The 21118-nt window shown below is 64.9% G+C and carries 21 protein-coding genes and 1 tRNA gene; 10 read left to right on the top strand and 12 right to left on the bottom strand.

Annotated elements, in window-relative coordinates; genetic code table 11:
- Window positions 1–4: 4 nt before the first annotated feature.
- From P0Y59_14205 to P0Y59_14215, 3 genes are read right to left on the bottom strand one after another with little or no spacing between them, the layout of a single operon-like run.
- A complete protein-coding gene (locus tag P0Y59_14205; protein WEJ98103.1) occupies window positions 5–1825 on the bottom strand; it encodes a CocE/NonD family hydrolase in 1821 nt (606 codons plus the stop codon).
- A 14-nt stretch (window positions 1826–1839) separates the two neighbouring features.
- Window positions 1840–3252, bottom strand: a complete 1413-nt coding sequence (locus P0Y59_14210) for a YfcC family protein (GenBank protein WEJ98104.1) — start codon at window positions 3250–3252, stop codon at window positions 1840–1842.
- 38 nt (window positions 3253–3290) lie between these two features.
- Window positions 3291–6206, bottom strand: coding sequence for a TonB-dependent receptor (locus P0Y59_14215; protein WEJ98105.1), 2916 nt, complete (start codon window positions 6204–6206; stop codon window positions 3291–3293).
- Window positions 6207–6364: 158 nt separating this feature from the next.
- Between P0Y59_14215 and P0Y59_14220 the strand changes: the two genes are divergently transcribed.
- Window positions 6365–7495 carry a CapA family protein gene (locus P0Y59_14220; GenBank protein ID WEJ98106.1) on the top strand — a complete coding sequence of 377 codons (1131 nt, stop codon included), beginning with the start codon at window positions 6365–6367 and terminating at the stop codon, window positions 7493–7495.
- On the opposite strand, the gene P0Y59_14225 is transcribed toward P0Y59_14220, so the two are convergent.
- Both P0Y59_14225 and P0Y59_14230 read right to left on the bottom strand, forming a co-directional pair.
- Complete coding sequence (locus tag P0Y59_14225) at window positions 7490–7852, bottom strand: DUF2809 domain-containing protein (protein ID WEJ98107.1); 363 nt, start codon at window positions 7850–7852, stop codon at window positions 7490–7492. The genes P0Y59_14220 and P0Y59_14225 overlap by 6 nt on opposite strands.
- Before the next feature lie 104 nt (window positions 7853–7956).
- On the bottom strand, window positions 7957–9132 hold the full coding sequence (locus P0Y59_14230; GenBank protein WEJ98108.1) for a GGDEF domain-containing protein: 1176 nt from the start codon (window positions 9130–9132) through the stop codon (window positions 7957–7959).
- A gap of 151 nt (window positions 9133–9283) precedes the next feature.
- Here P0Y59_14230 and P0Y59_14235 point away from each other — a divergent pair, with 151 nt between their 5' ends.
- Both P0Y59_14235 and era read left to right on the top strand, forming a co-directional pair.
- Window positions 9284–10366, top strand: coding sequence for a hypothetical protein (locus tag P0Y59_14235; GenBank protein ID WEJ98109.1), 1083 nt, complete (start codon window positions 9284–9286; stop codon window positions 10364–10366).
- A 58-nt stretch (window positions 10367–10424) separates the two neighbouring features.
- Window positions 10425–11327, top strand: a complete 903-nt coding sequence (gene era, locus P0Y59_14240; GenBank protein ID WEJ98110.1) for a GTPase Era — start codon at window positions 10425–10427, stop codon at window positions 11325–11327.
- A 25-nt stretch (window positions 11328–11352) separates the two neighbouring features.
- On the opposite strand, the gene P0Y59_14245 is transcribed toward era, so the two are convergent.
- Window positions 11353–12051: an NAD-dependent deacylase gene (locus P0Y59_14245; protein ID WEJ98111.1), complete on the bottom strand. Its 699-nt coding sequence runs from the start codon at window positions 12049–12051 to the stop codon at window positions 11353–11355.
- 187 nt (window positions 12052–12238) lie between these two features.
- On the opposite strand from P0Y59_14245, the gene P0Y59_14250 reads away from it, so the two are divergent.
- Together P0Y59_14250 and P0Y59_14255 are read left to right on the top strand one after the other, a co-directional pair.
- Window positions 12239–14554 carry a TonB-dependent receptor gene (locus P0Y59_14250; protein ID WEJ98112.1) on the top strand — a complete coding sequence of 772 codons (2316 nt, stop codon included), beginning with the start codon at window positions 12239–12241 and terminating at the stop codon, window positions 14552–14554.
- Window positions 14554–15243 carry a phosphatase PAP2 family protein gene (locus P0Y59_14255; protein WEJ98113.1) on the top strand — a complete coding sequence of 230 codons (690 nt, stop codon included), beginning with the start codon at window positions 14554–14556 and terminating at the stop codon, window positions 15241–15243. The genes P0Y59_14250 and P0Y59_14255 overlap by 1 nt, the downstream gene beginning before the upstream one ends.
- A 25-nt stretch (window positions 15244–15268) precedes the next feature.
- Here the strand turns inward: P0Y59_14255 and P0Y59_14260 are convergent, their stop codons facing one another.
- Window positions 15269–16246, bottom strand: coding sequence for a hypothetical protein (locus P0Y59_14260; protein WEJ98114.1), 978 nt, complete (start codon window positions 16244–16246; stop codon window positions 15269–15271).
- A gap of 423 nt (window positions 16247–16669) precedes the next feature.
- Between P0Y59_14260 and dapB the strand changes: the two genes are divergently transcribed.
- The 5 genes from dapB to P0Y59_14285 all read left to right on the top strand — a co-directional run bounded on the left by dapB (window position 16670) and on the right by P0Y59_14285 (window position 19243).
- Window positions 16670–17398: a 4-hydroxy-tetrahydrodipicolinate reductase gene (gene dapB / locus P0Y59_14265; protein ID WEJ98115.1), complete on the top strand. Its 729-nt coding sequence runs from the start codon at window positions 16670–16672 to the stop codon at window positions 17396–17398.
- A 13-nt stretch (window positions 17399–17411) separates the two neighbouring features.
- The gene (gene nth, locus P0Y59_14270; protein WEJ98116.1) at window positions 17412–18074 is read left to right on the top strand and encodes an endonuclease III; all 663 of its coding nucleotides are present in this window, start codon (window positions 17412–17414) and stop codon (window positions 18072–18074) included.
- A 2-nt stretch (window positions 18075–18076) separates the two neighbouring features.
- Window positions 18077–18457 carry a hypothetical protein gene (locus tag P0Y59_14275; protein ID WEJ98117.1) on the top strand — a complete coding sequence of 127 codons (381 nt, stop codon included), beginning with the start codon at window positions 18077–18079 and terminating at the stop codon, window positions 18455–18457.
- Window positions 18458–18500: 43 nt separating this feature from the next.
- A tRNA-Arg gene (locus tag P0Y59_14280) sits at window positions 18501–18577 on the top strand.
- A 285-nt stretch (window positions 18578–18862) separates the two neighbouring features.
- Window positions 18863–19243 carry a DUF2958 domain-containing protein gene (locus P0Y59_14285; protein ID WEK02581.1) on the top strand — a complete coding sequence of 127 codons (381 nt, stop codon included), beginning with the start codon at window positions 18863–18865 and terminating at the stop codon, window positions 19241–19243.
- Between the two features lie 31 nt (window positions 19244–19274).
- Here the strand turns inward: P0Y59_14285 and P0Y59_14290 are convergent, their stop codons facing one another.
- The 5 genes from P0Y59_14290 to P0Y59_14310 all read right to left on the bottom strand — a co-directional run bounded on the left by P0Y59_14290 (window position 19275) and on the right by P0Y59_14310 (window position 21099).
- Entirely contained in the window at window positions 19275–19586 is a 312-nt protein-coding gene (locus P0Y59_14290; GenBank protein ID WEJ98118.1) for a type II toxin-antitoxin system RelE/ParE family toxin, read from the bottom strand.
- A gap of 2 nt (window positions 19587–19588) precedes the next feature.
- Window positions 19589–19834 (bottom strand): addiction module antitoxin, encoded by a 246-nt coding sequence (locus P0Y59_14295; GenBank protein WEK02582.1) that lies wholly within the window; start codon window positions 19832–19834, stop codon window positions 19589–19591.
- A 450-nt stretch (window positions 19835–20284) separates the two neighbouring features.
- Complete coding sequence (locus P0Y59_14300) at window positions 20285–20608, bottom strand: hypothetical protein (GenBank protein WEJ98119.1); 324 nt, start codon at window positions 20606–20608, stop codon at window positions 20285–20287.
- 3 nt (window positions 20609–20611) lie between these two features.
- Window positions 20612–20839, bottom strand: a complete 228-nt coding sequence (locus P0Y59_14305) for a hypothetical protein (protein WEK02682.1) — start codon at window positions 20837–20839, stop codon at window positions 20612–20614.
- Window positions 20840–20922: 83 nt separating this feature from the next.
- Window positions 20923–21099 (bottom strand): hypothetical protein, encoded by a 177-nt coding sequence (locus P0Y59_14310; GenBank protein ID WEJ98120.1) that lies wholly within the window; start codon window positions 21097–21099, stop codon window positions 20923–20925.
- Window positions 21100–21118: the final 19 nt, after the last annotated feature.

Raw genomic sequence — 21118 nt, forward strand, 5'->3', positions numbered from 1 at the left:
CACCTCAGCCGCGCCGCGGAATGACCGGCAGCTCGATGCGCGAGGGATGGTCGCGGTCGACATGAACGCTGTTGCGCGCGACCTGCGGCACGGCGCCAGGCACGCGCCAGTCGACATTCGGATTGACGTCGAAATGCGGGAAGTTGCTGCTGGCGATCTCGACGCGGATACGATGCCCCAGGCGGAACAGGTTGCTCGTCGGAAAGCTGGGCACGGCAATGGCATGGATCGCACCGGGCTCCATCGGCTCGGGGTTCTCGAAGGAATTCCGGAACCGCGTGCGCAGGATGCCATGGGCGAGGTTCATCGCAAAGCCTCGCGGGTAATCGACGCTCGGCGGATAGACGTCGATCAGCTTGATGGTGAAGTCGGTGTCGACCGCCGACGACCTGACATGGAGATGCGCGACGACCGATCCGGTGACCTCGACATCCTCCGCCAGCGGTTCGGTCTCGAACAGCAAAACATCGGCGCGCCCCGCGCTGGCACCCTGGTCATAGGCGCCGGCGAACATCACCGGCGCGCCCGAGGTGATCGCCCCGCCCAGCGTCGGCACCGGGTTCGCCGGATCGGCATCATAGGACAGCGGCGCGCGCCTGTCCTCGGGCGGCATCACCGAGAGGCGGCGATCCGCCGTCAGGTACAGGCTGGTCGGCACCGTATCGGCAAGCGGCCAGGCGCTCTCGGCGCGCCAGCAGCCGCCATGGTCGAGCCGGCCGTCGGCGGTGCGCCGGCCGCTGCCGCCGCCCATCACGAAGATATGGACCGGGGCTGCCAGATGCTCGGGCGCATCGAGCCCGCGCAAATGCCGGTCGAACCAGTCGCGGCGCAGCGTGACGTAGTCGGGCGCGAGATTGCCGTCGAGCGGCGCGGCCGTCCCGAAATCGACATCGCCGGCATAAGAGGCCGAGCGCTGGCCGTGAGTCCATGGGCCGAGCACCAGCTTGACCGGACCGCGCTTGATCGGCGCGAGGCCGGTGAAATTGTCGATCGCCGTCTGGGAATAGGGGTCGTACCAGCTCGACATGTGTACCATCGGCACATCCGCATAGCGATCGTACCAGCCGCGCGCATAGATGCCGAGCCGCCGCCAGAAGGGCGAGAATGCGTCATTGTCCCATTGTTCGAGGATATAATCCTCATATTCGGGCGCGGCGCTCAGCGGCGAATAGCCGCGCGACCAGCGGCGGCCGATCCAGTCATTGATATCCTCCGCCTCAAGCGCTGCCTTGCGCTTCGGGTCGGCTTCGGTCTCCGGCGCGAGCAGTGCATGCTTGCGCGCCCAGGTGAGCTGCTTCAGCTCGAACGCCCCGCCCTGCCGCGCGCCGCCATGATAGGCGCTGGAGAAACCGCCTGAATCAAGGAACATCGCGCCAAGCCCGGGCGGGTCGAGGCAGGCAAGCGCACTCTGCACATGCGCGCCATAGGACAGGCCGAGCGTGCCGATCCGGCCGTCGCACCAGGGCTGTTCGCGCAGCCAGGCAAGCGTGTCCGCCCCGTCCTCAGCCTCGTTGAGATATTTGGTGAAGGTCCCTTCTGAGCCGTACCGGCCACGGCAATCCTGCAACACATAGGCATAGCCGGCGGCGGCGAAGGTCCGCGCGATCTCCGGCTTCGATCGCGGTTCGGGATCGGCGACGGTGAAATCGCCATGGTTGGTACCCTGCCGGTCGTAAGGCGTACGTTCGAGCAGCACCGGCAACCGGTCGCCCGCGACATGGCCCTCGGGCAGATAGACGTCGGTCGCTAGGCGGACGCCATCGCGCATCGCCACCATCAGGCCACGCAATTCCGTCGCCGCTTTTGTCGTCCCATTCGTCGTCATCGTCGTCACCACGATCAATATCCGATCAGGACGGCGATCATCATCGCTGCCACCGACAGGGCGGTGAACAGCAGGAAGACCGGCAACGCGAAGCGGAACCATTGGTTATAAGGAATGCCCGCCGCCGCCAGATAGGCGAGCAGCATGCCCGAGGTGGGCGCAAGCATGTTGACCAGCCCGTTGCCGAGCAGGAAGGCGAGCACCGTCGTCTGGCCCGAAACGCCGGCCGAGGCGGCGATCGGCCCAAGCACGGGGATGCTGAGCGCTGCCTTGGCCGAGGTCGACGGGATCAGCAGGGTGAGGACCATTTCCACCCCCATCACGATCGGCGCGACGATCACCGGCGGCAGGCCGTGGATCCACACCGACACGGCCTCGATGATCGTGTCGAGGATCTGGCCTTCGCGCAGGATCACCTCGACCGCGCGGCCCATGCCGACGAGCAACGCGGCGAGCATCATCATCTTCATGCCGTCGACGAAGAGATGGGCCGCCTTGGCCGGACGCATCCGCGCCATCGCCGCCATGCCGGCCGCCGCGAGGATGAACAGGGCGGAGAACTCGCCATCGTCCCATCCAAGCACGATCGAGCCATAGACCAATGCGGCGATGGCCGTACCGGCGATGAGCAGGATGCCGAGATGGCGCGGCGACAGATGCTCGACCGTGATCGGCGCCGGTGCGTGGGTCACCCGGCCGGCGCGCAGCACGACGAGCATGGCGATGCCGAGAAAGACGAGCCAGATCGTCAGGCGGAAGCCGAGGCCGCTGAACACCGGCACCCCGACGATCGGCTGGGCGATCAGCAACGCGACCGGGCTGGTGACGGAGGCGAGATAGCCGATCTTGGCGGCAAGCGTGAGCAGCGCGAAGCCGAACATGCGGCTGCGCCCCATGCGGTCGGCCAGCGCGATCATCACCGGAATCAGCAGCAGATATTCGGAGATCATGCCAAGAAAGGTGCTGCCCGCGGAAAAGGCCAGCATCAGCACCGGCACCAGGATGCGCACATCGCCCCGGCTCACACCGATCAGCCGCTGGATACCGGCATCGAGCGCGCCGCTCGCCCGCAGGATGCCGAACATCCCGCCGAGCATCAGGATCATGAAGATCAAGGGTGCCGAGCGCTTCAGCCCTTCGGGGATGGCGGTGGCCATGGCGAGCGGGCTGACCGGGCGCGCCACCCCGGGTTCGCGCGCCCGGGGGACAAGCCCGTCAAGCCCGATCGGCTTGGGCAATTGCTTGTAGGTGCCGGCGATGACCGGCGCATTGTCCTTGTCGGAAACGCGGTCATGCTTGCCCGAGGGGATGATCCAGGTCAGCGCGATCGCCAGCAGCATCGCCGCCAGCATCATCATCACCGGATCGAGCGCGCCGTGCGATCGCCGCTCGGCGGCGGGTGGCGCCGTGGTTTCGTCTTTCGCCATGTCGCCCCCCGCCTCGCGCCGTCCGCCTCGTGCCGTATTTACATCTTCACCGAGAAGCGCGCGTACATGTAACGGCCCCGCGCGTCGTAGGTGTAGATGTCGTAGTTGATCGGCGCATTGGCATAGGATGCCGGCGGCATGCGGTCGAACAGGTTGTTCACGCCCAGGGTGAAGCGGGCACGATCATGGTCGACCGCGAAGCCGATCTCAGCATCGGTGTAGAGGATCGACGCGGTGCGCGAATCCTTGACCGGGTTGGCGATGTCGGTGGTCGGGCCGATATAGCGGCCGCGCAGGACGGTATCGATCGCCCCGTTGGTCCAGCTCAGCGAGGTCTGGCCCTTCCAGCGCGGATAGGTCGCGCGCGGCTGGTCACCCTTGCCCGCCCGGTTGTCGACGATCGCGGCGCCGCCCGCGGGGTTGGGCGATACGGTGCGGAAGCTGCCCAGATAGCTCGCATCGACGACCGCGCTGAACCGCCCGATGCCGGTGGTGAAGTCATAGCGCAGCGTCGCGTCGACGCCGTCGGTGGTGATCGAGGCAAGGTTCTGCGACCCCTGCAGCAATTCGGTAATCGCGCCCGTGCCCGCATCGCGCGTCACGAGATCGCAGAACACCCCGCCGCGCGCGGCGCAAAGCTGAAGGATCTGCGTGGCCGACTGCGAGGCGATCGCGTTCCGCACGATGATCTTGTAATAATCGACCGTCAGCGACAGGCCCGGCACCTGGACCGGCGTGATCGCGATTCCCGCGCTGTAGCTGTCCGACGTTTCCGGCTTCAGCGCGCGATTGCCGCTGATGACGCCGGGGATCAGGCCGTTGAGATTGTAATTGGCCTGGTTGTAGCCGGTCGGCACGCCAGCGCAGCCCGGCAGGCTCGGGTTGGTCGCGGCGCCGCCATTGCAGGGATCGCTGCCCTGGAAGCTGGTCTGGCGCGCACCCTGGTAAAGCTCGAGGATCGACGGCGCGCGGAAGCCCTGGGCATAGGTGCCGCGAACCAGCAGCCCCTCGAACGGCCGATAGCCGGCACCCGCCTTGAAGGTCAGCTTGCCGCCAACCGTCGAGTAGCGCGAATAGCGCGCCGCGAGATCCACATCGAAGCTCTTGGCGAACGACTGGTCCTTGAAGATCGGGATGGACAGCTCGCCGTAAACCTCGTGCAGGTCGTAGCTGCCCGATGTCGGGGTACGGGTCTGCGCCGTGGTCTTGGTATAGGCCGAGCTCAGATAGAGCGACGGGGCATTCGCGATGGGATCGGGATTGTCGACGCCCTTGTTGCGGCGATATTCATAGCCGACCGCGAGATCGACCGCGCCCGCCGGAAGCTGGAACAGCGAGCCGGTCGCGTTGGCGGTCGCGTTGTACAATTCGGTATAGTTGGATTCGCGGGTGGTGAAGCGGATATAGTTGGCCTGCGCCGCCGTCATCGGGCCGAACAGGTTGATCGGCACGCAGCCCGGGGTCGCCGCGCAGGTGGCGGGCGAGCCGAGGCCAAGGAAAAGATTGTCGTAGTTGACGCCGTTCAGCGCGGTCGATTCGATCTTGTTCTTCGAATAGGCACCATAGACGTCCCAGTGCCAGTTGTTGCCGAACAGGCTGAACTTGCCGTCCAGGCCGCCGGCGAAACGGATCGTCTCGACATCCTGGATATTGTCGCGGTTACCGACATCGGTCAGCACCTTGCGTATACGGAAGGCCGAGTTCGCCCCGAAGGCGAGCGCATTGGCGCCGGGCACGCCGTTCGCGGTGCCGAACGGGTTGAACGCCTGGTTGTTCGGGATCGAGAAGCCGCGCACCGTGCCGGCGGTGCCGCCGATATCGAGCAGGACCGGCGAGAAGAGCTGGTCCGACTTGCGGCGGTTGTACATGCCCTCGACATGCAGGTTGATGCTGTCGGTCAGCTCATAGCCGAAACGGCCGTAGAAGCCGTAGCGCTCGGACGGGCCGGCGCTGTAGATGCCCTGTGCCTGGGTGTTGTAGTCGTCACCCGGCAAGGTCGCGACATGATAGCTGTTGTCGGCCAGCGCACCGGCGCCATAGCCTGCGCCGCCGTTGAACGCGATCGGGTTGGCGCTGTTCGCAAAGCCGGCGGCGGTACCGAAATAGGCGTTGTTCGCCAGGCCGGGCAGGATGAACAGGCCGTTGGGGCTGGTGCCCGGCGCGGTGGTGGGGACCAGCGTGCGCGCGGTCAGCGCGCGGTCGGCGGTCAGGATCGGCTGCGACTTGAAATAGCTGCCCGACAGGATGATCGACGCACGGCCGATACGCTTGCCGACGTTCAGCGTGCCGCTGTACTCGGCGCCGTCGCCCTTGTCGGTCACGCCCACCTTGGTGCTGGCGCGGATGCCGTCGAACGGCTGGAGCGTCTTGATGTTGACCACGCCCGCGATCGCGTCAGCGCCGTAGATCGCCGAGGCACCGTCCTTCAGGATCTCGATCCCGTCGATCATGCCGGCGGGCACGGTGTTCAGGTCGACAAAGTCGCGGAAGCCGCGCTGGCCGACCGCATCGACCCAGCGATGGCCGTCGACGAGCACGAGAACGCGGTTGCCGCTGCCCTCGGCACCGCCGAGATAGCGCAGGTTGATCGAGCTGGCGCCGTAGGAGGTGCCCTGCGTGCCGTTGGAATTGAGGCTGACGCCGGCCGATGGCAGCTTCTGCAACACGTCGCCGACTGAGGTCGAGCCCGACTTGGCGAGGTCCTCGCTGGTGATGGTCAGCAGCGGGCCGACATTGTCGGCGTCGCGGCGGCGGATGCGCGATCCGGTGACGGTGATTTCCGCGGTGGCGGCATCGGCTTCGTCTGCCTGTGCGTCGGCGGCGGCCACCTGGCTCGCAACTGGCTCAGCCTGCTGCGCGTGCGCCGGAAGGGCGATGGCGAGGGCAAGCAGGCTCGCGCCGCAAAAACCCGCCCGAAGTGCTGATGTTCTGGCCCGCATATTATGATGCTGCATTGCCCGGTCCCCCATTTTTTATCGATTCGGGCTGACCCTAGGGTGGCAATCCGGTTGCCGAAACATGATGGCTGTATTTCATTCGCTCATATCAGTTTTGGTATGAAGTTTCGGTACGGCGACCAATAGGCGTATGCCCTCCTCCCGAAGGAGTTACGATGACCAGCAGGATGATCGATCGCCGGACGATGATGGCGGGCGGGATCGCGCTGTCGGCGCTGGCCCCCGCCGCGTCGCTCGCCCGGCGCGCGGCCGCCGGTCTGCGCGCCGATCTCCGGATTGCGCTGCTCGGTCAGTCGCTGATCCAGCAGGATGTCTGCGCTGCGCCCTGGCCGGGCCGGGCAGAGATCGCGGCGCTGCTCGAACCAGCCGACGCGGTGTTCACTGATCTGGAGACGGCGATCCTCAACCCCTCGGCCGGCGCGCCGACCCGGCAGGGCGAGGTGCTCCATGCCGCGCCGCCCGTGGTGATCGATTGCCTGCGCGGTCTTGGCGTCTCGATCGTCGCCACGTCCAACAATCATGCCTGGGATCTCGGCACGGCAGGGATCGGCGCGACCCTCGCCGAGCTTGACGCGCGGCACATGTTCCATGCCGGCAGCGGGCTGGATCTCGCCTCGGCCTCCATGGCGGCGGTGCAGCCGACCCGACACGGCGGCGTCGCGCTGGTCGCGGCGGCGGCTGGCGCGATCCGCGACGGGGCCGCGGCGACTGCGGCGCGCGCCGGGGTCAACGAGCTGCGGCGCGCCGCCGACGGCGCGCTGGAGCCGACCGACGTGGCCCGCGCGCTTGACGCGATCAGCACCGCCCATCGCCAGGGCAACACCGTGATCGCCTATCTCCACAATCATTATTGGGAGAAGGACCCGGCGGCGACGCCAGAATGGCAACGCGCCTATGCCCGGCAATGCGTCGATGCCGGCGCGGCGATCTTCGTCGCCCACGGCCCGCCGCTGCTTCAGGGGATCGAGCGCTACAAGGGGGCGCCCTTGTTGCACGGGCTGGGCAGCCTGATCTTCCAGACGCGCAAGACCGGCGATGCCTATGGCCCGGCCAACTGGCAGTCGCTGATCGTCGACGCACGTTTCCGCGACCGGGCCTTCGTCGGTGCGCGGATCACCCCGGTGCTGCTCGACGAATCCCGCGCGACACCGGAGGCGGAATATACGAAGGGCGTCCCGGCGATCGCGCGCGGAGACGATGGCCGGGACATCTGCCGGCATGTGGCGGAGATGAGCGCGCGACTGGGCTGCGAGATCGCGGTGCGAGGAGACTCGATCCTGCTATAGACGCCAGCGTTCGATTCCCGCCGCACACAGCGCGCCGGCGGTATAGGCGACGAAGTCCATCGGATCGAAACCGGTGCCGAGCACAACGCGCGCGACCGGGTTGGCCTGGAGCCCGAGCGCGCCCAGCAGGCCGAACAACTGGCCGAATTCGATGGCGAAGGCGGTCGCCAGTGCGAGAAGGATTGCCGGCCCTGTCTCCATCGGCGTTACCGCCCGAAGCCCCAGATAGACAAGGATGACCGCAAGGCTATCGCCGAGGAACGGCCGAACGATCCCGTCATGCACGAACAGAGCGATGACCACCTCGATTGCAAACAGCGCCACGGCGGCAAGGGCATAGGGCAGGCGGATCGTCATGCTCGCGGTCTCTACGCCGGCTCCGTGCAGAAGGAAGGGAGAACCCGGCAGGATCGCGTGCGGTCCGATATGGCGTCCCGGTGCGAACCTACCCTCGCGCCGCCTCATTCCAGGCCCGCAAGGCGTGGCCTGCCCTTGCCCGCCTGCTTCGCGCGATAGAGCATCGCATCGGCCGCCTGGATCGATCGTTGCGGATCGTGCGGGACAATGGGCGCGCCGCCGACACTGGCGCCGATCTGGATCCTGGCCGGCGTACCCAGCACCTCGACGGGCAAGCCGGCGACAATGACCAGCCGTTCGGCCACCGACCTGATCTGCACCGCCGTCACCTCGACCAGGATGACGATGAATTCGTCCCCGCCGATGCGGCCGATGACATCGCCCGACCGCACCACGCCGCGAAACCGCATCGCCATCTCGCGCAACAGGTCGTCGCCGACGCCGTGCCCGTAATTGTCGTTGACCGCCTTGAACCCGTCCAGGTCGAGATAGAGCAGATAGCTCGACCGGATATCTTGCGGCGCTGGCATGCCGCACCGGACGGCAAGGGTTTCCATGATCCGGGCGCGATTGGCGAGACCGGTGAGCGAGTCGCTGTACGCAAGCTCCCGGTTGGTCTGGTGCGACCGGGCGAGTTCGGCGAGCAGGCGATGGCTGCGCCCGATGATGCCGAAGATGCCGATCAGCCAGAGCGGCGCCTGCAACGCGACCAGGCTGATGCCCGGCACGCCCGAACAGGCGACCGCGATCATGAAGGGCACCAGGGTGAGCGACACCTGCACCCGGGCGAACATCGGCGCCCCCGCATTGGCGAAGGCCATGCCGAAGGTGAGCCCGGTCACCACGAGCGCCGAGAGCGTGAGCAGGATGGGGTCGCCGGTCAGCGCGCAGGCCGATCCCACCACACCGACGATCAGGGCCCAGAGCAGGCCGGTCGCGATCACCCCGCGCTCGGCCTGGAACCGGTCGCCCGCATTCCGGGCGCGACCCGCCTGCGACAGCACCGACAGCCGCGACGCCAGGCCGAGCCCGGCGACCAGCAGGAGCGCGACGCCAGCCATCGGATCGGCCAGCCAGGCATAGAGCAGGATCGTCAGCACGATGCAGACCGCACCGAACGTCATCATGCCGATGGTGCCGAGGATGGTGCCGACCAGTTCCGGCCGCAGGTCGCGATCCCGCGGGGCATCAGGGCGCGTCAGCAGTTCGAACCCGCTTTCGAGGGCCATCGCCGCCCTGCCCAAGGGAGCAACCCGCATCCCGCCTCGCGTCGTCGCCACGTCCTCTTCCATTCGCCGCGCCCGATCCGATGCTGCGCCCAATTCGTTAACAACGGGCAAGCATCGGCTTGGGAAAGGACGTAGGGCGGAGCGGCACGCACCCGGATCGATCGATATGGCGGAACTCGTGGATTTGGGGCAGGCACGTCGCATGACCGTGCAGGACCGACTCAATTATCTGAACATCGGCCTGATGGCGGCGTCCTGCGCGGTGGCCTGGTTCCTGCCGTTCGAACTGTTCCTGCTGGCCTATGCCGTGCTCGGCCCGCTGCACTATCTGACGGAGATATCCTGGCTCCACGACCGGCGCTATTTCCTGGACAGCGACCAGTCGGTGCGGGCGCGGCAGCTCACGCTTGGCTGGCTCGCCCTGGTCGGCATCGCGCTTGCGGTGATGCTGTACGGCGTGGTGGCGGAAAAACTGCTTCATCGCGCCGCCTCCCCCCAATGGGAGATCGGGCTGTTCTACCTGGTGTTCGTTTCGGCCGCCCTGCTCATCTTCACCCCGCGACCCTGGATAGCAGCGGGCGTGATCGTGCTGACCGGGATCGGCGTGCTGCTGTTCGGCCATTCGCCCTGGTACGGGCTGATCGCCTTCTTCATCATCACCATCGTGCATGTGCTGGTGTTCACCGGTGCGTTCCTGCTGCTCGGGGCATTGAAGACGCGCAGCCGCTCGGGCGGGATCGCCTTCGCCGCGTTCCTGCTCTTCGCCGCCAGCTTCTTCCTGTTCTCGAGCGGAGGGTTCGACCCGACCATCGGCGAGCCGGTGCGGCAGGTCTACGCCCCGTTCGAGACGCTCAACATGCAACTCATCCAGGTGCTGGGGCTTGGACCGGGCACCGCGCTGTGGGAGATCTATGAATCGCCGGCCGGCGTGGTCGTGATGCGCCTGATCGCCTTCGCCTACACCTATCACTATCTGAACTGGTTCTCGAAGACCTCGGTCATCCGCTGGCACCGGATATCGACGCTGCGCGCCGGCATCATCCTGGCGCTGTGGCTCGGCGCGCTGGCGCTCTACTGGCACAGCTACATCACCGGTTTCGTCGTGCTCTATTCGCTGAGCGTGCTGCACGTCATGCTTGAGCTGCCGCTGAACCATCAGAGCTTCGCCGGGATCGGGCGGGAACTGGTGTCGCTGTTCCGGCCGACACCCCCGGCCGCGCCCAAAGGCACACGAAAGCGGCAGGGCAAGACCCGGGCTTCGACAAGAGCCGGTCAAAGGGTGTAGGGGCTCCAGCTAGTTCGCCCTGGCCTGCCGGGGCGTTGATCACCTGAATGAGGCTATCATGACTGACTCCCAAACCCATTGCGGCCTCGTCGCCGTGCTCGGCGCGCCCAACGCCGGCAAATCCACCCTCGTCAACGCGCTGGTCGGCCAGAAGGTCGCGATCGTCAGCCCCAAGGCGCAGACCACACGCGCGCGGCTGATGGGCGTGGCGATCGAGGGCGAGACCCAGTTGCTGCTGGTCGACACACCGGGCATCTTCGAGCCCAAGCGGCGGCTCGACCGGGCGATGGTCTCGGCCGCCTGGGGCGGGACCGAGGGGGCGGACGTGATCGCGCTGGTGGTCGATGCCAAGGGCGGGCTCGGCCCCAAGGTGATCCCGATCGCTGAATCGATCGCCTCGCGGCCAGAGCCGAAATACCTCATCCTCAACAAGGTCGACCTGGCCGACAAGGCGAAGCTGCTGCTCCACGCCGAGAAGCTCAACGGCATCGTCGATTTCGCCGAGACCTTCTTCGTCAGCGCCTCGACCGGCGACGGCCTGCCCGAACTGAAGAAGGTGCTGGCCAAGGCGATGCCCGAGGGACCGTGGCATTTCCCGGAGGACCAGGTCTCCGACGCGACCGAGCGCAGCCTTGCTTCCGAGGTCACGCGCGAGCAGCTCTATCTCCAGCTCCACGCGGAACTGCCCTATGCCAGCGCGATCGAGACCGAGCAGTATAAGGAACGCGAGGACGGCTCAGTCGAGATCCACCAGCAGATCCTCGTCGAGCGCCCCACCCAGCGCGCGATCGTGCTGGGCAAGGGCGGCGCCCGGATCAAGGAGATCGGCGCACGCGCGCGGACCGAACTGAGCAGCATCATGGGCCGCCCGGTGCATCTCTACCTGCACGTGAAGGTCAAGCCCGGCTGGGACGACGAACGCGACATCTACCGCGAGATGGGCCTCGACTGGGTGGAGTGATCGATCCTCCCGGGACGGGGCGGATTCAGGAGAGCAGCGTCTCCACCCAAGCCGGCACCAGCTCGCTCGCCGGGCCGAGCCGGGTCTCGTGGAAATAGGCGCTGCCGGCTGACGGCTCCAGGTTCATCTCAAGCGTCGTCGCGCCGTGATAGCGCGCGGTCTGGACGAAGCCGGCGGCGGGATAGACCGCCCCGGAGGTGCCGATCGAGACGAACAGGTCGGCATCCGACAGGGTGCGCTCGATCCGGTCCATCGCATAGGGCATCTCGCCGAAGAACACGATGTCGGGCCGCATCGCCGCCGCGCCGCACGAATCGCACCGCGTGCCGGGCGGCATGTCGCCAGCCCAGGGCACCCGCGCTCCACAGGCGGCGCAGAGCGCGGAGTTCAATTCACCGTGCATATGGAGCAGCCGCGACGCCCCTGCCCGCTCGTGCAGGTCATCGACATTCTGGGTGACGATCAGCAGCGCGCCCGGCCACGCCGCATCGAGCCGCGCCAGCGCACGGTGCGCCGCGTTGGGCTCGACCGTCGCCAATGCTGCACGGCGCGCATCGTAGAAACGGTGGACAAGATCGGGGTCGGCCGCGAGCGCTTCTGGCGTGCAGACATCCTCGACCCTATGCCCCTCCCACAAGCCGCCCGGCCCACGAAAGGTGGCGAGGCCGCTTTCCGCCGAGATGCCGGCGCCGGTGAGGATCACGATGTTGCGAAGCTTGGTCATGGGGCGCTCCTATCCGGCTGCGAAGGCCCGCGCCACCGTGCCGAATATCGCCATTTCCTAACCGGAATATTGATTATTTGTCATGTTGGCGTTTGACGCATTTCTGTAACGTTACGGCAGCGAAAGAGTCACAGGCTCTCCATAGGCCGACCCCGCGCCGATCGGGGCGCCAGGGAAAACCAGATCAATGTCGACCTCAACCAGGCCGCAGCGGCTGCTGCTCGGCGTGAGCATGCTTGCGCTTTCGATTCTGTCCTCCGCCGCTTATGCGGAAACGCCCCCGGCCCTCGCCCCGGCCGACGAGGCAGCGCCCGACCAGAAGCCGAAGACCGACCTGGCCGAAGGCTCCGACATCGTCGTGACCGCGACCCGCGCGAACGAGATCGCGCCCGTCACCGCCTCGCTGCAGACGACCCAGCCGCAATCGATCATCTCGCGCTCCTTCATCGAGGATTCGCTGCCGGCGACCTCCGACTTCAACCAGATCGCGCTGATCGGACCCAGCGTCTCGGGCTATGGCAATGCCAACGGGCCCGGCCTGTCCGAATCCAAGGCGCAGATCCGCGGTTTCCAGGACGGCGAATATAACGTCACCTATGATGGCGTTCCGTTCGGCGACACCAACGATCCGACGCACCATTCGAACACTTTCTTCCCGTCGAACACGATCGAGACGCTGATCGTCGATCGCGGCCCCGGCAATGCCAGCCAGCTCGGCCAGGCGACCTTTGGTGGCAACATCAACCTCTTCTCCCGCGCGACGCGCGAGGATGCCAGCATCGAGGCGAAGGCCACCTATGGCAGCTTCAACACCTGGATGCTGCGCGGCGTGGCGCAGAGCGGCGCGATCGACAAGCTCGGCGGGACCGAGATCGTCCTTAGCGGCCAGCATATCGGATCGGACGGTGCCCGCACCTACAGCCCGTTCCGGTCGAACAATGTGTTCGGCAAGGTCATGATCCCGATCGGGCCCGACGCGAAGCTGACGATCCTCGCCACCTATAACGAGAATACGTTCAACCAGCCCGACAAGGACGGCGCGACGCTGTCGCAGATCGCGCAATTCGGCAAATATTTCAGCCTGAACAACGACCCGAACTCGCAGACCTATTACGGGTACAACCACACCCACAAGACGACCGATTTCGAAGTGGTGAAGTTCGAGGCGACCATCGCGCCCAATTCGATCTTCGAGAATCGCGCCTATACCTACAGCTATGACAACGAGACGCTCAGCGGCAACGATGTGACGCTGTTCGCGACCGCCAGCGCGGCGGACATCGCCAAGGCCAATGTCTATACGCCGGTCAACGGCGTGGCCACGACCGCCCCCGGCGTGCCGGGCTATACCAAGACCAACAAGTACCGGATGTTCGGCGACATCGCCAAGACGCGGATCGACTTCGGCTTCGGCGCGATCACCGCGGGCGCGTGGATCGAATGGTCAAACACCTATCGCCAGCAGCGCGACGTCAACCTGGTGACCGGCGCGCCCAACTATGTCGAGAAGAAGGTCATCGACCCGGTTTCAGGCCTGGCCACCCCGCAGAACATCAAGTTCGACCAGAATTCGCACACCAACCACACCGAGGAATTCGTCGAACTCGAACTGCGTCCGATCGCGGGGCTGAAGATCACCCCGGGCTTCAAGCATGTCGATTTCAACCGCCAGGTCGATGCGCTCTACAACCAGACGACGCGCATTCCGCAGAAGCTGAGCAACACCTACAGCGCCAACCTGCCCTTCGCGACGATCAACTATGCGGTCAACGACCGGCTGGCGGTCTATGCGCAATATGCGCGCGGCTTCCTCGCACCCTCGCTGGGCGTGCTCTATGTCGCCAAGCCAAGCCTCTCGACGGTCGAGCCGGAGCGCTCGACCAACTATCAGGCCGGCGTCGTCTATCATGGCGGCAATCTCTCGATCGACGCCGATGTCTACAAGATCGATTTCACCAACAAGTTCGCGTCGATCAACGCGCCGGTCGCCAGCGACGGGGTGATCTGGATCAACCAGGGTTCAGTCCAGTACAAGGGCATCGAGGGCCAGATCACCTATGCCTTGCCGCACGGCCTCGCCCTCTTCGCCAACGGATCGCGTAACTATGCGAAGACGAACAATGACGGCTCGCCCAACTTGCAGGTCGCCAACGCACCGGAATGGACCGCCGCGGCCGGCATCCTCTACAAGAGCGGCCCGATCCGTTTCTCGCTGATCGACAAATATACGGGCCGGCAATGGTTCACCGATCCGTCGAGCATCACCAACCTGAACGCGAGCACCACGCTCCCCGTCTACAACAGCTATCGCAGCAACGGCTACAACAGCGCGATCCTGTCGGCGCGCTACGATATCGGCCCGGTGCGGGTCGGCTTCGAGATCAACAACCTGCTCGATTCGCAGCGGGTGACCAACATCAACACGGGCAAGACCACGCCGTTCGACCAGTATTTCTACCAGACCGGCCGGTCCTTCACCGGCGACATCACGCTGACCTTCTGATGAAACGCCTGCTCCTCGCCGCGGTGGCGCTTGCCGCCGCGGCCCCCGCTGCCGACAAGGCGCCCGTCCTGCTCCGCAACATCGATCCGGTTCTTGTCCTGCCGCCGCCGCCCGCGGCCGGCAGCCCGCAGGCCCTGGCCGAGCTTGCCGAACTCCATGCGATCGAGACGGCGCGGTCGCCCGCCGACGAAGCCGATGCCCGCGCCGATGGCGATACCAAGAACGGGTCGATCTTCGCGGTGGCGCTGGGCCCCAGATTCGACCTTGCCGCACTGCCCGCCACCAGCGCGCTGCTCGGCATGGTCCGCGCCACCGAGAAAGCGACGGTCGACCGCGGCAAGGACGAATTCAAGCGGCCCCGGCCCTATATCGTCGACCCCGCGCTCAAGAGCTGCAAGCGTAACGACGATCCGCTGTCGAGCTACCCCAGCGGCCATACCTCGATGGCCTTTTCGATGGGCGAGGTGCTGGCGCGGCTGGTGCCCGAAAAGGCCGGTCCGATCCTCGCCCGCGCCGCCCGCTATGGGCAAAGCCGCATCGTCTGCGGCCAGCATTTCCGCAGCGACGTGAGCGCCGGCCAGATGCTCGGCCTGCTGATCGCAGAACGGCTGATGGCGGAGCCGGCGTTCCGGGCTGCCTTCGATGCCGCGCGGAAGGAACTGGTCGCCGCCGGAATCGCCACTGCCTGAGTCCGATCCCGGCTTACGGCATGCGTCAAAGAGGGAAGGTCGCGACGTAACTCTGCACACCCGGAGTCCCCGATATCGCGAAGATCCCCATCAACGCATTCCGGTAGATGCTGTTGCCGGTGGTGAGGGCCGCACCGGGATAGGCATAGGGAATCCAGGTGGCATCGCTGTACGCCCCGTCGGGATTGATCGAGATGGAGGCGAGCAGGGCCGATGACCCGCTGGCGCCGCCGGCCAGGTTGAACCCTGTCGGCGTCGCGACGATCCCTTCAAAATGCGTCACCAGCGCCGGCTGGTCGAGATAGCTGTACAGCTTGAGGTTGCTGAAGGCGCCCGTCGCGGAATCATAGCCGATCACCATGCCCTGGTTGATACCGTGCCCGTTCCGCGTGCCGCCGACGATCGTGTAGCTGCTGCTGCCGATGCCGTGCTGCCAGATGCCATAGGCGGTGGTCAGGGTGCAGCCGGGTATGTCGAAGATCGTCCAGCGATCCTTCGCGATATCGTAGAGAAAGGCGTTGGCGGAAAGCGGAACGCCCTTCAGATCATAGTCGCCGACGACGAGATCGCCCATGGTGCTGTGCGGGATCGTGTTCCACACGGCCTGGCCACCGACCAGGCTGCTCGGCACGTCGATCTGGCTCCAGGTGCCGCCGCCCTGGGGCGGGCCCTGATACATCATGCCGTTGCTGTGCGCCGCGCTTCCCGAATATTGGTAGTTGCCGACCGCCCGGACATTGCCATCGCCCAGCGCCGGATTGAACACGAAAGTATCGGGTCCGTAGAGGGTCGAGCCTGTCACGCTCTGCCCCGGAAAGACCGGCGGACTTGAATAGAGCCCGTTCCCGTCGGTCGGCGTCAGCGGGCCGAGATAGAGCAAGGCAGTGGTCGCACCATCGCTGTTGGTCGTCCCGGTCAGGATCACGTCTGATCCCGTCCAGCCGCGGACGCCCGTGACGAACTGGTTGGGGCCGAAGATCGTCGTCGAAACCGGATCGCTCATCGCATCGCTCCTGACAGGCAGACACGGCGACGTTACGTTTCCCGCCGACACGCCGGGAAATCACGTCCGCCTTCACCGTGCAACTGAGTGATGATCCTACTATCGACGCCATCCATCGGAAAGAGTAACAATATCCGCAGTAGTTATGATCCCGCAGCCATATGATATACTTGATCAAATATATCAAAAATTGCCATTTCTCAGAATAGCAAGTCGAATTAATTTCGCATTGATTGACACCTCACATCACTGTGCCACGCGTAAAATACGCAAAGTCTTGCCAGATATGGCGAAGCATTCGTGAAGACGAAGGCCCTGTCCTGCCGCGTCGCATTGTGGCATCTGCCCGCCGACATCGGAAATATGGGCCTGTCGCGTGATCCACTGCATCGGCAATCGCGGCATTCCCGGGAGACCAGGCAAATGACCATGATCGGCATCATCGGCAGCGCTGGACGAATGGGGCAGGCATTGGCCGGCGTCGTCTCCGACCTGGGCGGGACCCTGGCCGGCGGGATCGACGCCGGGGGCGATCCCGCAACGCTGGCGCACGCTGCCGATGTGCTGCTGGATTTCTCGGTGCCCTCGGCGCTCGAGGCGAATCTCGCCGCGGCGGTGGCGGCGGGCACGCCGATCCTGGTCGGCACCACCGGCCTGTCGCCCGCACATCACGCCTTGATCGACGAGGCAGCAAAACGGGTGGCCGTGCTCCAGACCGGCACCGTGTCGCTCGGCGTCACGCTGATCGCGCGGCTGGTGCGCGAGGCAGCGTCGGTGCTCGGCACCGACTGGGATATCGAGATCGTCGAGACGCACCATCGCCACAAGGTCGATGCGCCGTCAGGCACCGCGCTGCTGCTCGGCGAAGCGGCGGCGGCCGGTCGCGGCATCCCGCTTGCCGAAGCGAAAGTGACCGACCGGGCCGGGCTGATAGGCGCGCGGGCCGAGGGGACGATCGGCTTTGCCAGCCTGCGCGGCGGCTCGGTCGCCGGGGATCACCAGGTGGTGTTCGCAGGGTCGGGTGAACGCATCGAGATCGGCCACCGCGCCGAGAGCCGCGAGATCTTCGCGCGCGGCGCGATCACCGCAGCGCTGTGGCTCGCGGACAAGCCCGCCGGACGGTACCAGATGGCGGAGGTGCTGGGTCTTTGAAGGGATTAGGGCTTTGAAAAAGGCGGATGTCGTCGAGTTCTTCGCGCGGCTCGCGGCGGACAATCCGCATCCCGAGACCGAGCTCGAATACACCAATCCCTATACCCTGCTCGTCGCGGTCGCCCTGTCCGCGCAGGCGACCGATGTCGGCGTCAACAAGGCGACGCGGCGCCTGTTCGCGGAGGTCGACACGCCCGGGAAGATGGTGGCGCTTGGCGAGGAGGCGCTGAAGCAGCACATCAAGACGATCGGCCTGTTCAACACCAAGGCGAAGAACGTCATCGCCCTCTCCGAAAAGCTGATCGCCGACTATGGGGGCGAGGTGCCGGCCGACCGCGACGCGCTCGAAACGCTGCCCGGCGTCGGCCGCAAGACCGCGAACGTGGTGATGAACACCGCCTTCGGCGCCGAGACCTTCGCGGTCGATACGCATATCTTCCGAGTCGGCAACCGCACCGGCCTCGCGCGCGGCAAGACACCGCTCGCGGTGGAGCTGGGCCTTGAGAAAACGGTGCCCCAGCCCTTCCGCCTCCACGCCCATCACTGGCTGATCCTCCACGGCCGCTATGTCTGCAAGGCACGCACTCCCGAATGCTGGCGATGCGTGGTATGGGACTTGTGCGCCTATAAACCGAAGACGCCGGCGCCGACACGCGGCGCCGCCAAGGAGGCCTGACCATGCGCATGATCCTGATCGCCCTCGCCATTGCCGCGACCGCCGCCCCCGGGGTCGCGAAGGACAAGAACCGGGTCCCGGAGGCAACGCCCGCGGGCAAGCCGCAGAGCTGCATCATGACGAACCGGATCCGGACGAGCCATGTGCGCAACGACTCGATCATCGATTTCGAGATGAATGGCGGCCAGATCTATCGCAACACCCTGCCGCAGAGCTGCCCCGGTCTGGGTTTCGACGAGGCCTTTTCCTACAAGACCTCGATCGGCCAGCTATGCTCGGTCGATACGATCACCGTGCTCCGGACCGGCGGCGGCCCCGTGCGGGGGCCGACCTGCGGCCTTGGCATATTCCAGCCCGTCACACTGGCGAAGAAGAAGCGATAGGGCTGGCGTAGCCCGCCGCGCTTTGCTAGGCGCCTGCGACCAGGCACCCGTAGCTCAGCTGGATAGAGCGCTGCCCTCCGAAGGCAGAGGTCACAGGTTCGAATCCTGTCGGGTGCGCCATTTTTCTCTTATAAATCAATGATCTATGCCGGTCATTTGGCCTCTTTTTTAGCTTTGGCAGTGGGGGAAACTCACCGCCATCGAGCTGAAAACTCCATAATTCATTGATTTTATTAGGCAATTTCCCCGCATATTTCTCACCAATCAAGTTGAGATGCGCGGAAACGACAACTGGTCGGCAGACTTGCTCGGTCCGCCCCCAAAATGCGCGCGTCTGCGGCACAGGATCAGTGGGAGAAGCGCCGGATCTTCGCACATTGAGCCGCGTACGCCGAGCCCTTCGCAATCCGCGCGGCGCTGCGCGCCAACGATAGCGCCCGGCTCGATGCGCTGGGCAAGGGCAAGCGCAAACCCGATCCCATTCCGGTCGTCCGATTCTTCAATCCCGCGGGTCAGGCAACCTGGATCGCCACCGAGATCGATGAGGACGGGGTCATGTTCGGCCTCGCCGACCTTGGCTTTGGCAGTCCGGAATTAGGCTATTTTGCGCTCGAAGAACTGGAGTCGCTTCGCCGGCCCTTCGGTCTCGGCATCGAGCGCGACATCCTGTTCGAGGGCAAGCTTCCCTTGTCGGTTTATGCCCAGGCCGCATGTCGGGCCGGCTCTTTGGTTCTGGTCGAACGCCTGCTCCATCAGGCCGCCGCCGTATTGAGAGGAGGCCGGTGACGGACTTTGTCAAATAGCCCAGCCCGACCGCCTACCTCGAATCCTGACGAAGCCGGTCCAATTGGTGCATGCGCTCATGCAGGATCGTGACGATGCCGACTGCTCCATCGCTCAGCCGTCGCCAATAGACATAGTGGCGCTCGTGCCGGCAATAAAAGCCTTCGACCTCGAACTCGGCCGGGATGGCGCGCGAGGCGATATCGCGTGTCGCGATCCTCTCGAAACAAGCGAACAGGCTGCGAATATAGGCCCCCGCCTGATTCTGCCCCCAGGTGTCATATGTATAGGCAAAAATCTCGTCGAGCCGCTGATTGGCGGTAGCGGAAACCCGAAACGACGCCATGATCAGGCCCGGCTGTTGCGTGCGATCACATCGTCCGCATCAAGAACAGCATAGCTGCCCTCCGGCTCCGCGAAGGCGTGGACCAGTTCCGCCTTCAGCCGCTCGAACGTCTCCGCCTCGCTGCGCTCCTTGTCGCGCCGGATCAGGTCGCGAACATATTCGCTGATATTTTCGTAGGCGCCATCATCGCCGACATGCGTCGCGACGAAATCGCTGAGCACGCCGCTGATCCGGACGTTCAATGTCATCGGCTTGTTCACGGGTCACCTCTTGTCCGCATATTATGGAATATTGTGGACAACAGCAAGACTCGAACGGCAACCTCATCCACCCCGCGTAGGCGCCAAGCCTCGGCGTCTACAGCGGAAGCCTGAGCTGGTTCGTATCAGGCATGGCCGCGCAGCGCGCGGCACGCGCGATGTCCGCTTGTCGGGCCGCAGGCTCGCCCCCCATCGGCGATCGTCACGGCGAACCCTCGACGACCCAGAACCGCATGCGAGGACAGGCCGGTCTCGCGATGGCACCAATATTTGCACAAGATATTCAACAGCTTGGTACCACAATGGCACCAAGAGTCTCCCACCAGCGCCACCCATCTCGTAAAAAACTATGCACAAACAATGGCTTACCCCGCAGGGGGAGCCATCCCTTTATCTTGCCTTCACTCTGACTGAAGGTTTTTCACTCCTCAAGCGCCCCTACAGGTCTTCATGCCGCAGAAGCATAATGGCATCACCGCCCCTGGCGAGAGCATCCTGCAACTCATCCGAGCGCGTCGTTTCGTTCACATAGAGAAGTAACTTGCTGTTCGGAAAGCTGTCTTCGGCAGGCACATCCTCAAACGGATCGCGATTTTCCTTGAGCATGAAGTGCTCTCCGGCTTCGTCACCGAAGGTGTAATATGTGCCTGCATGGTAGGTGCTATCTCGCTCCTCAAATGAGCACGCGAGCAACCTTTCAAGGATAGCTTTCGCATCGTCCAGACTTTCGGCTTCTATCCCATAAAGATCATAGAACGACATTTCTCAGCCCCCTCTAGCGCGGCAGGACGATGCTGGGAGCACGCTGCACAGCATGTTCGGCGCTGGCGCGTAGAACCGGCGGTTGACGTGATCGAGCGGGCACGGTGCCGCCTTCTCCGCGATCGACACCACCGCCGCCCAGCGCGACGGGTAATCGCGCTCGTGGTCGACCACCATCCGCACCGCACGCTCGCGGACTTCCGGCGCAAACTTATTCGTCGTCTTGCTCATACAGGCTCCACCTTCTCAGTAGTGGGAGCCTCCGGCAAAACCAGCGCGGTTCATCTTTAGGGCAGGCGCCGTCTCTGCGGCAACTACATATCGAGGCCTTCTTTCTCCAACTCATCTCTCATGCGACCCGAGAACTCTACAATCTGGTCTTTGTTGAAGCCGCAGTAGGTTGGCAGCGACGTGTTCGGCACATTTTGAGCCAATGCCGCTCCGCACCGGATTATGTAGCGCAGTTCTTCTGCGGTAATTTCAATCTGCATCTTCATCATCCTCTATTCA

Origin of the sequence: Candidatus Sphingomonas phytovorans (assembly GCA_029202385.1) — a bacterium.
GTDB classification, from domain to species: domain Bacteria; phylum Pseudomonadota; class Alphaproteobacteria; order Sphingomonadales; family Sphingomonadaceae; genus Sphingomonas; species Sphingomonas phytovorans.

Bases quoted from the DNA above. Each gene is read 5' to 3' on its own strand.
- P0Y59_14205 (WEJ98103.1), bottom strand. From the start codon at position 1,825: ATGACGACGAATGGGACGACAAAAGCGGCGACGGAATTGCGTGGCCTG.
- P0Y59_14210 (WEJ98104.1), bottom strand. From the start codon at position 3,252: ATGGCGAAAGACGAAACCACGGCGCCACCCGCCGCCGAGCGGCGATCG.
- P0Y59_14215 (WEJ98105.1), bottom strand. From the start codon at position 6,206: ATGCAGCATCATAATATGCGGGCCAGAACATCAGCACTTCGGGCGGGT.
- P0Y59_14220 (WEJ98106.1), top strand. From the start codon at position 6,365: ATGACCAGCAGGATGATCGATCGCCGGACGATGATGGCGGGCGGGATC.
- P0Y59_14225 (WEJ98107.1), bottom strand. From the start codon at position 7,852: ATGACGATCCGCCTGCCCTATGCCCTTGCCGCCGTGGCGCTGTTTGCA.
- P0Y59_14235 (WEJ98109.1), top strand. From the start codon at position 9,284: ATGACCGTGCAGGACCGACTCAATTATCTGAACATCGGCCTGATGGCG.
- era (WEJ98110.1), top strand. From the start codon at position 10,425: ATGACTGACTCCCAAACCCATTGCGGCCTCGTCGCCGTGCTCGGCGCG.
- P0Y59_14245 (WEJ98111.1), bottom strand. From the start codon at position 12,051: ATGACCAAGCTTCGCAACATCGTGATCCTCACCGGCGCCGGCATCTCG.
- P0Y59_14250 (WEJ98112.1), top strand. From the start codon at position 12,239: ATGTCGACCTCAACCAGGCCGCAGCGGCTGCTGCTCGGCGTGAGCATG.
- P0Y59_14255 (WEJ98113.1), top strand. From the start codon at position 14,554: ATGAAACGCCTGCTCCTCGCCGCGGTGGCGCTTGCCGCCGCGGCCCCC.
- P0Y59_14260 (WEJ98114.1), bottom strand. From the start codon at position 16,246: ATGAGCGATCCGGTTTCGACGACGATCTTCGGCCCCAACCAGTTCGTC.
- dapB (WEJ98115.1), top strand. From the start codon at position 16,670: ATGACCATGATCGGCATCATCGGCAGCGCTGGACGAATGGGGCAGGCA.
- P0Y59_14275 (WEJ98117.1), top strand. From the start codon at position 18,077: ATGCGCATGATCCTGATCGCCCTCGCCATTGCCGCGACCGCCGCCCCC.
- P0Y59_14290 (WEJ98118.1), bottom strand. From the start codon at position 19,586: ATGGCGTCGTTTCGGGTTTCCGCTACCGCCAATCAGCGGCTCGACGAG.
- P0Y59_14295 (WEK02582.1), bottom strand. From the start codon at position 19,834: ATGACATTGAACGTCCGGATCAGCGGCGTGCTCAGCGATTTCGTCGCG.
- P0Y59_14300 (WEJ98119.1), bottom strand. From the start codon at position 20,608: ATGTCGTTCTATGATCTTTATGGGATAGAAGCCGAAAGTCTGGACGAT.
- P0Y59_14305 (WEK02682.1), bottom strand. From the start codon at position 20,839: ATGAGCAAGACGACGAATAAGTTTGCGCCGGAAGTCCGCGAGCGTGCG.
- P0Y59_14310 (WEJ98120.1), bottom strand. From the start codon at position 21,099: ATGCAGATTGAAATTACCGCAGAAGAACTGCGCTACATAATCCGGTGC.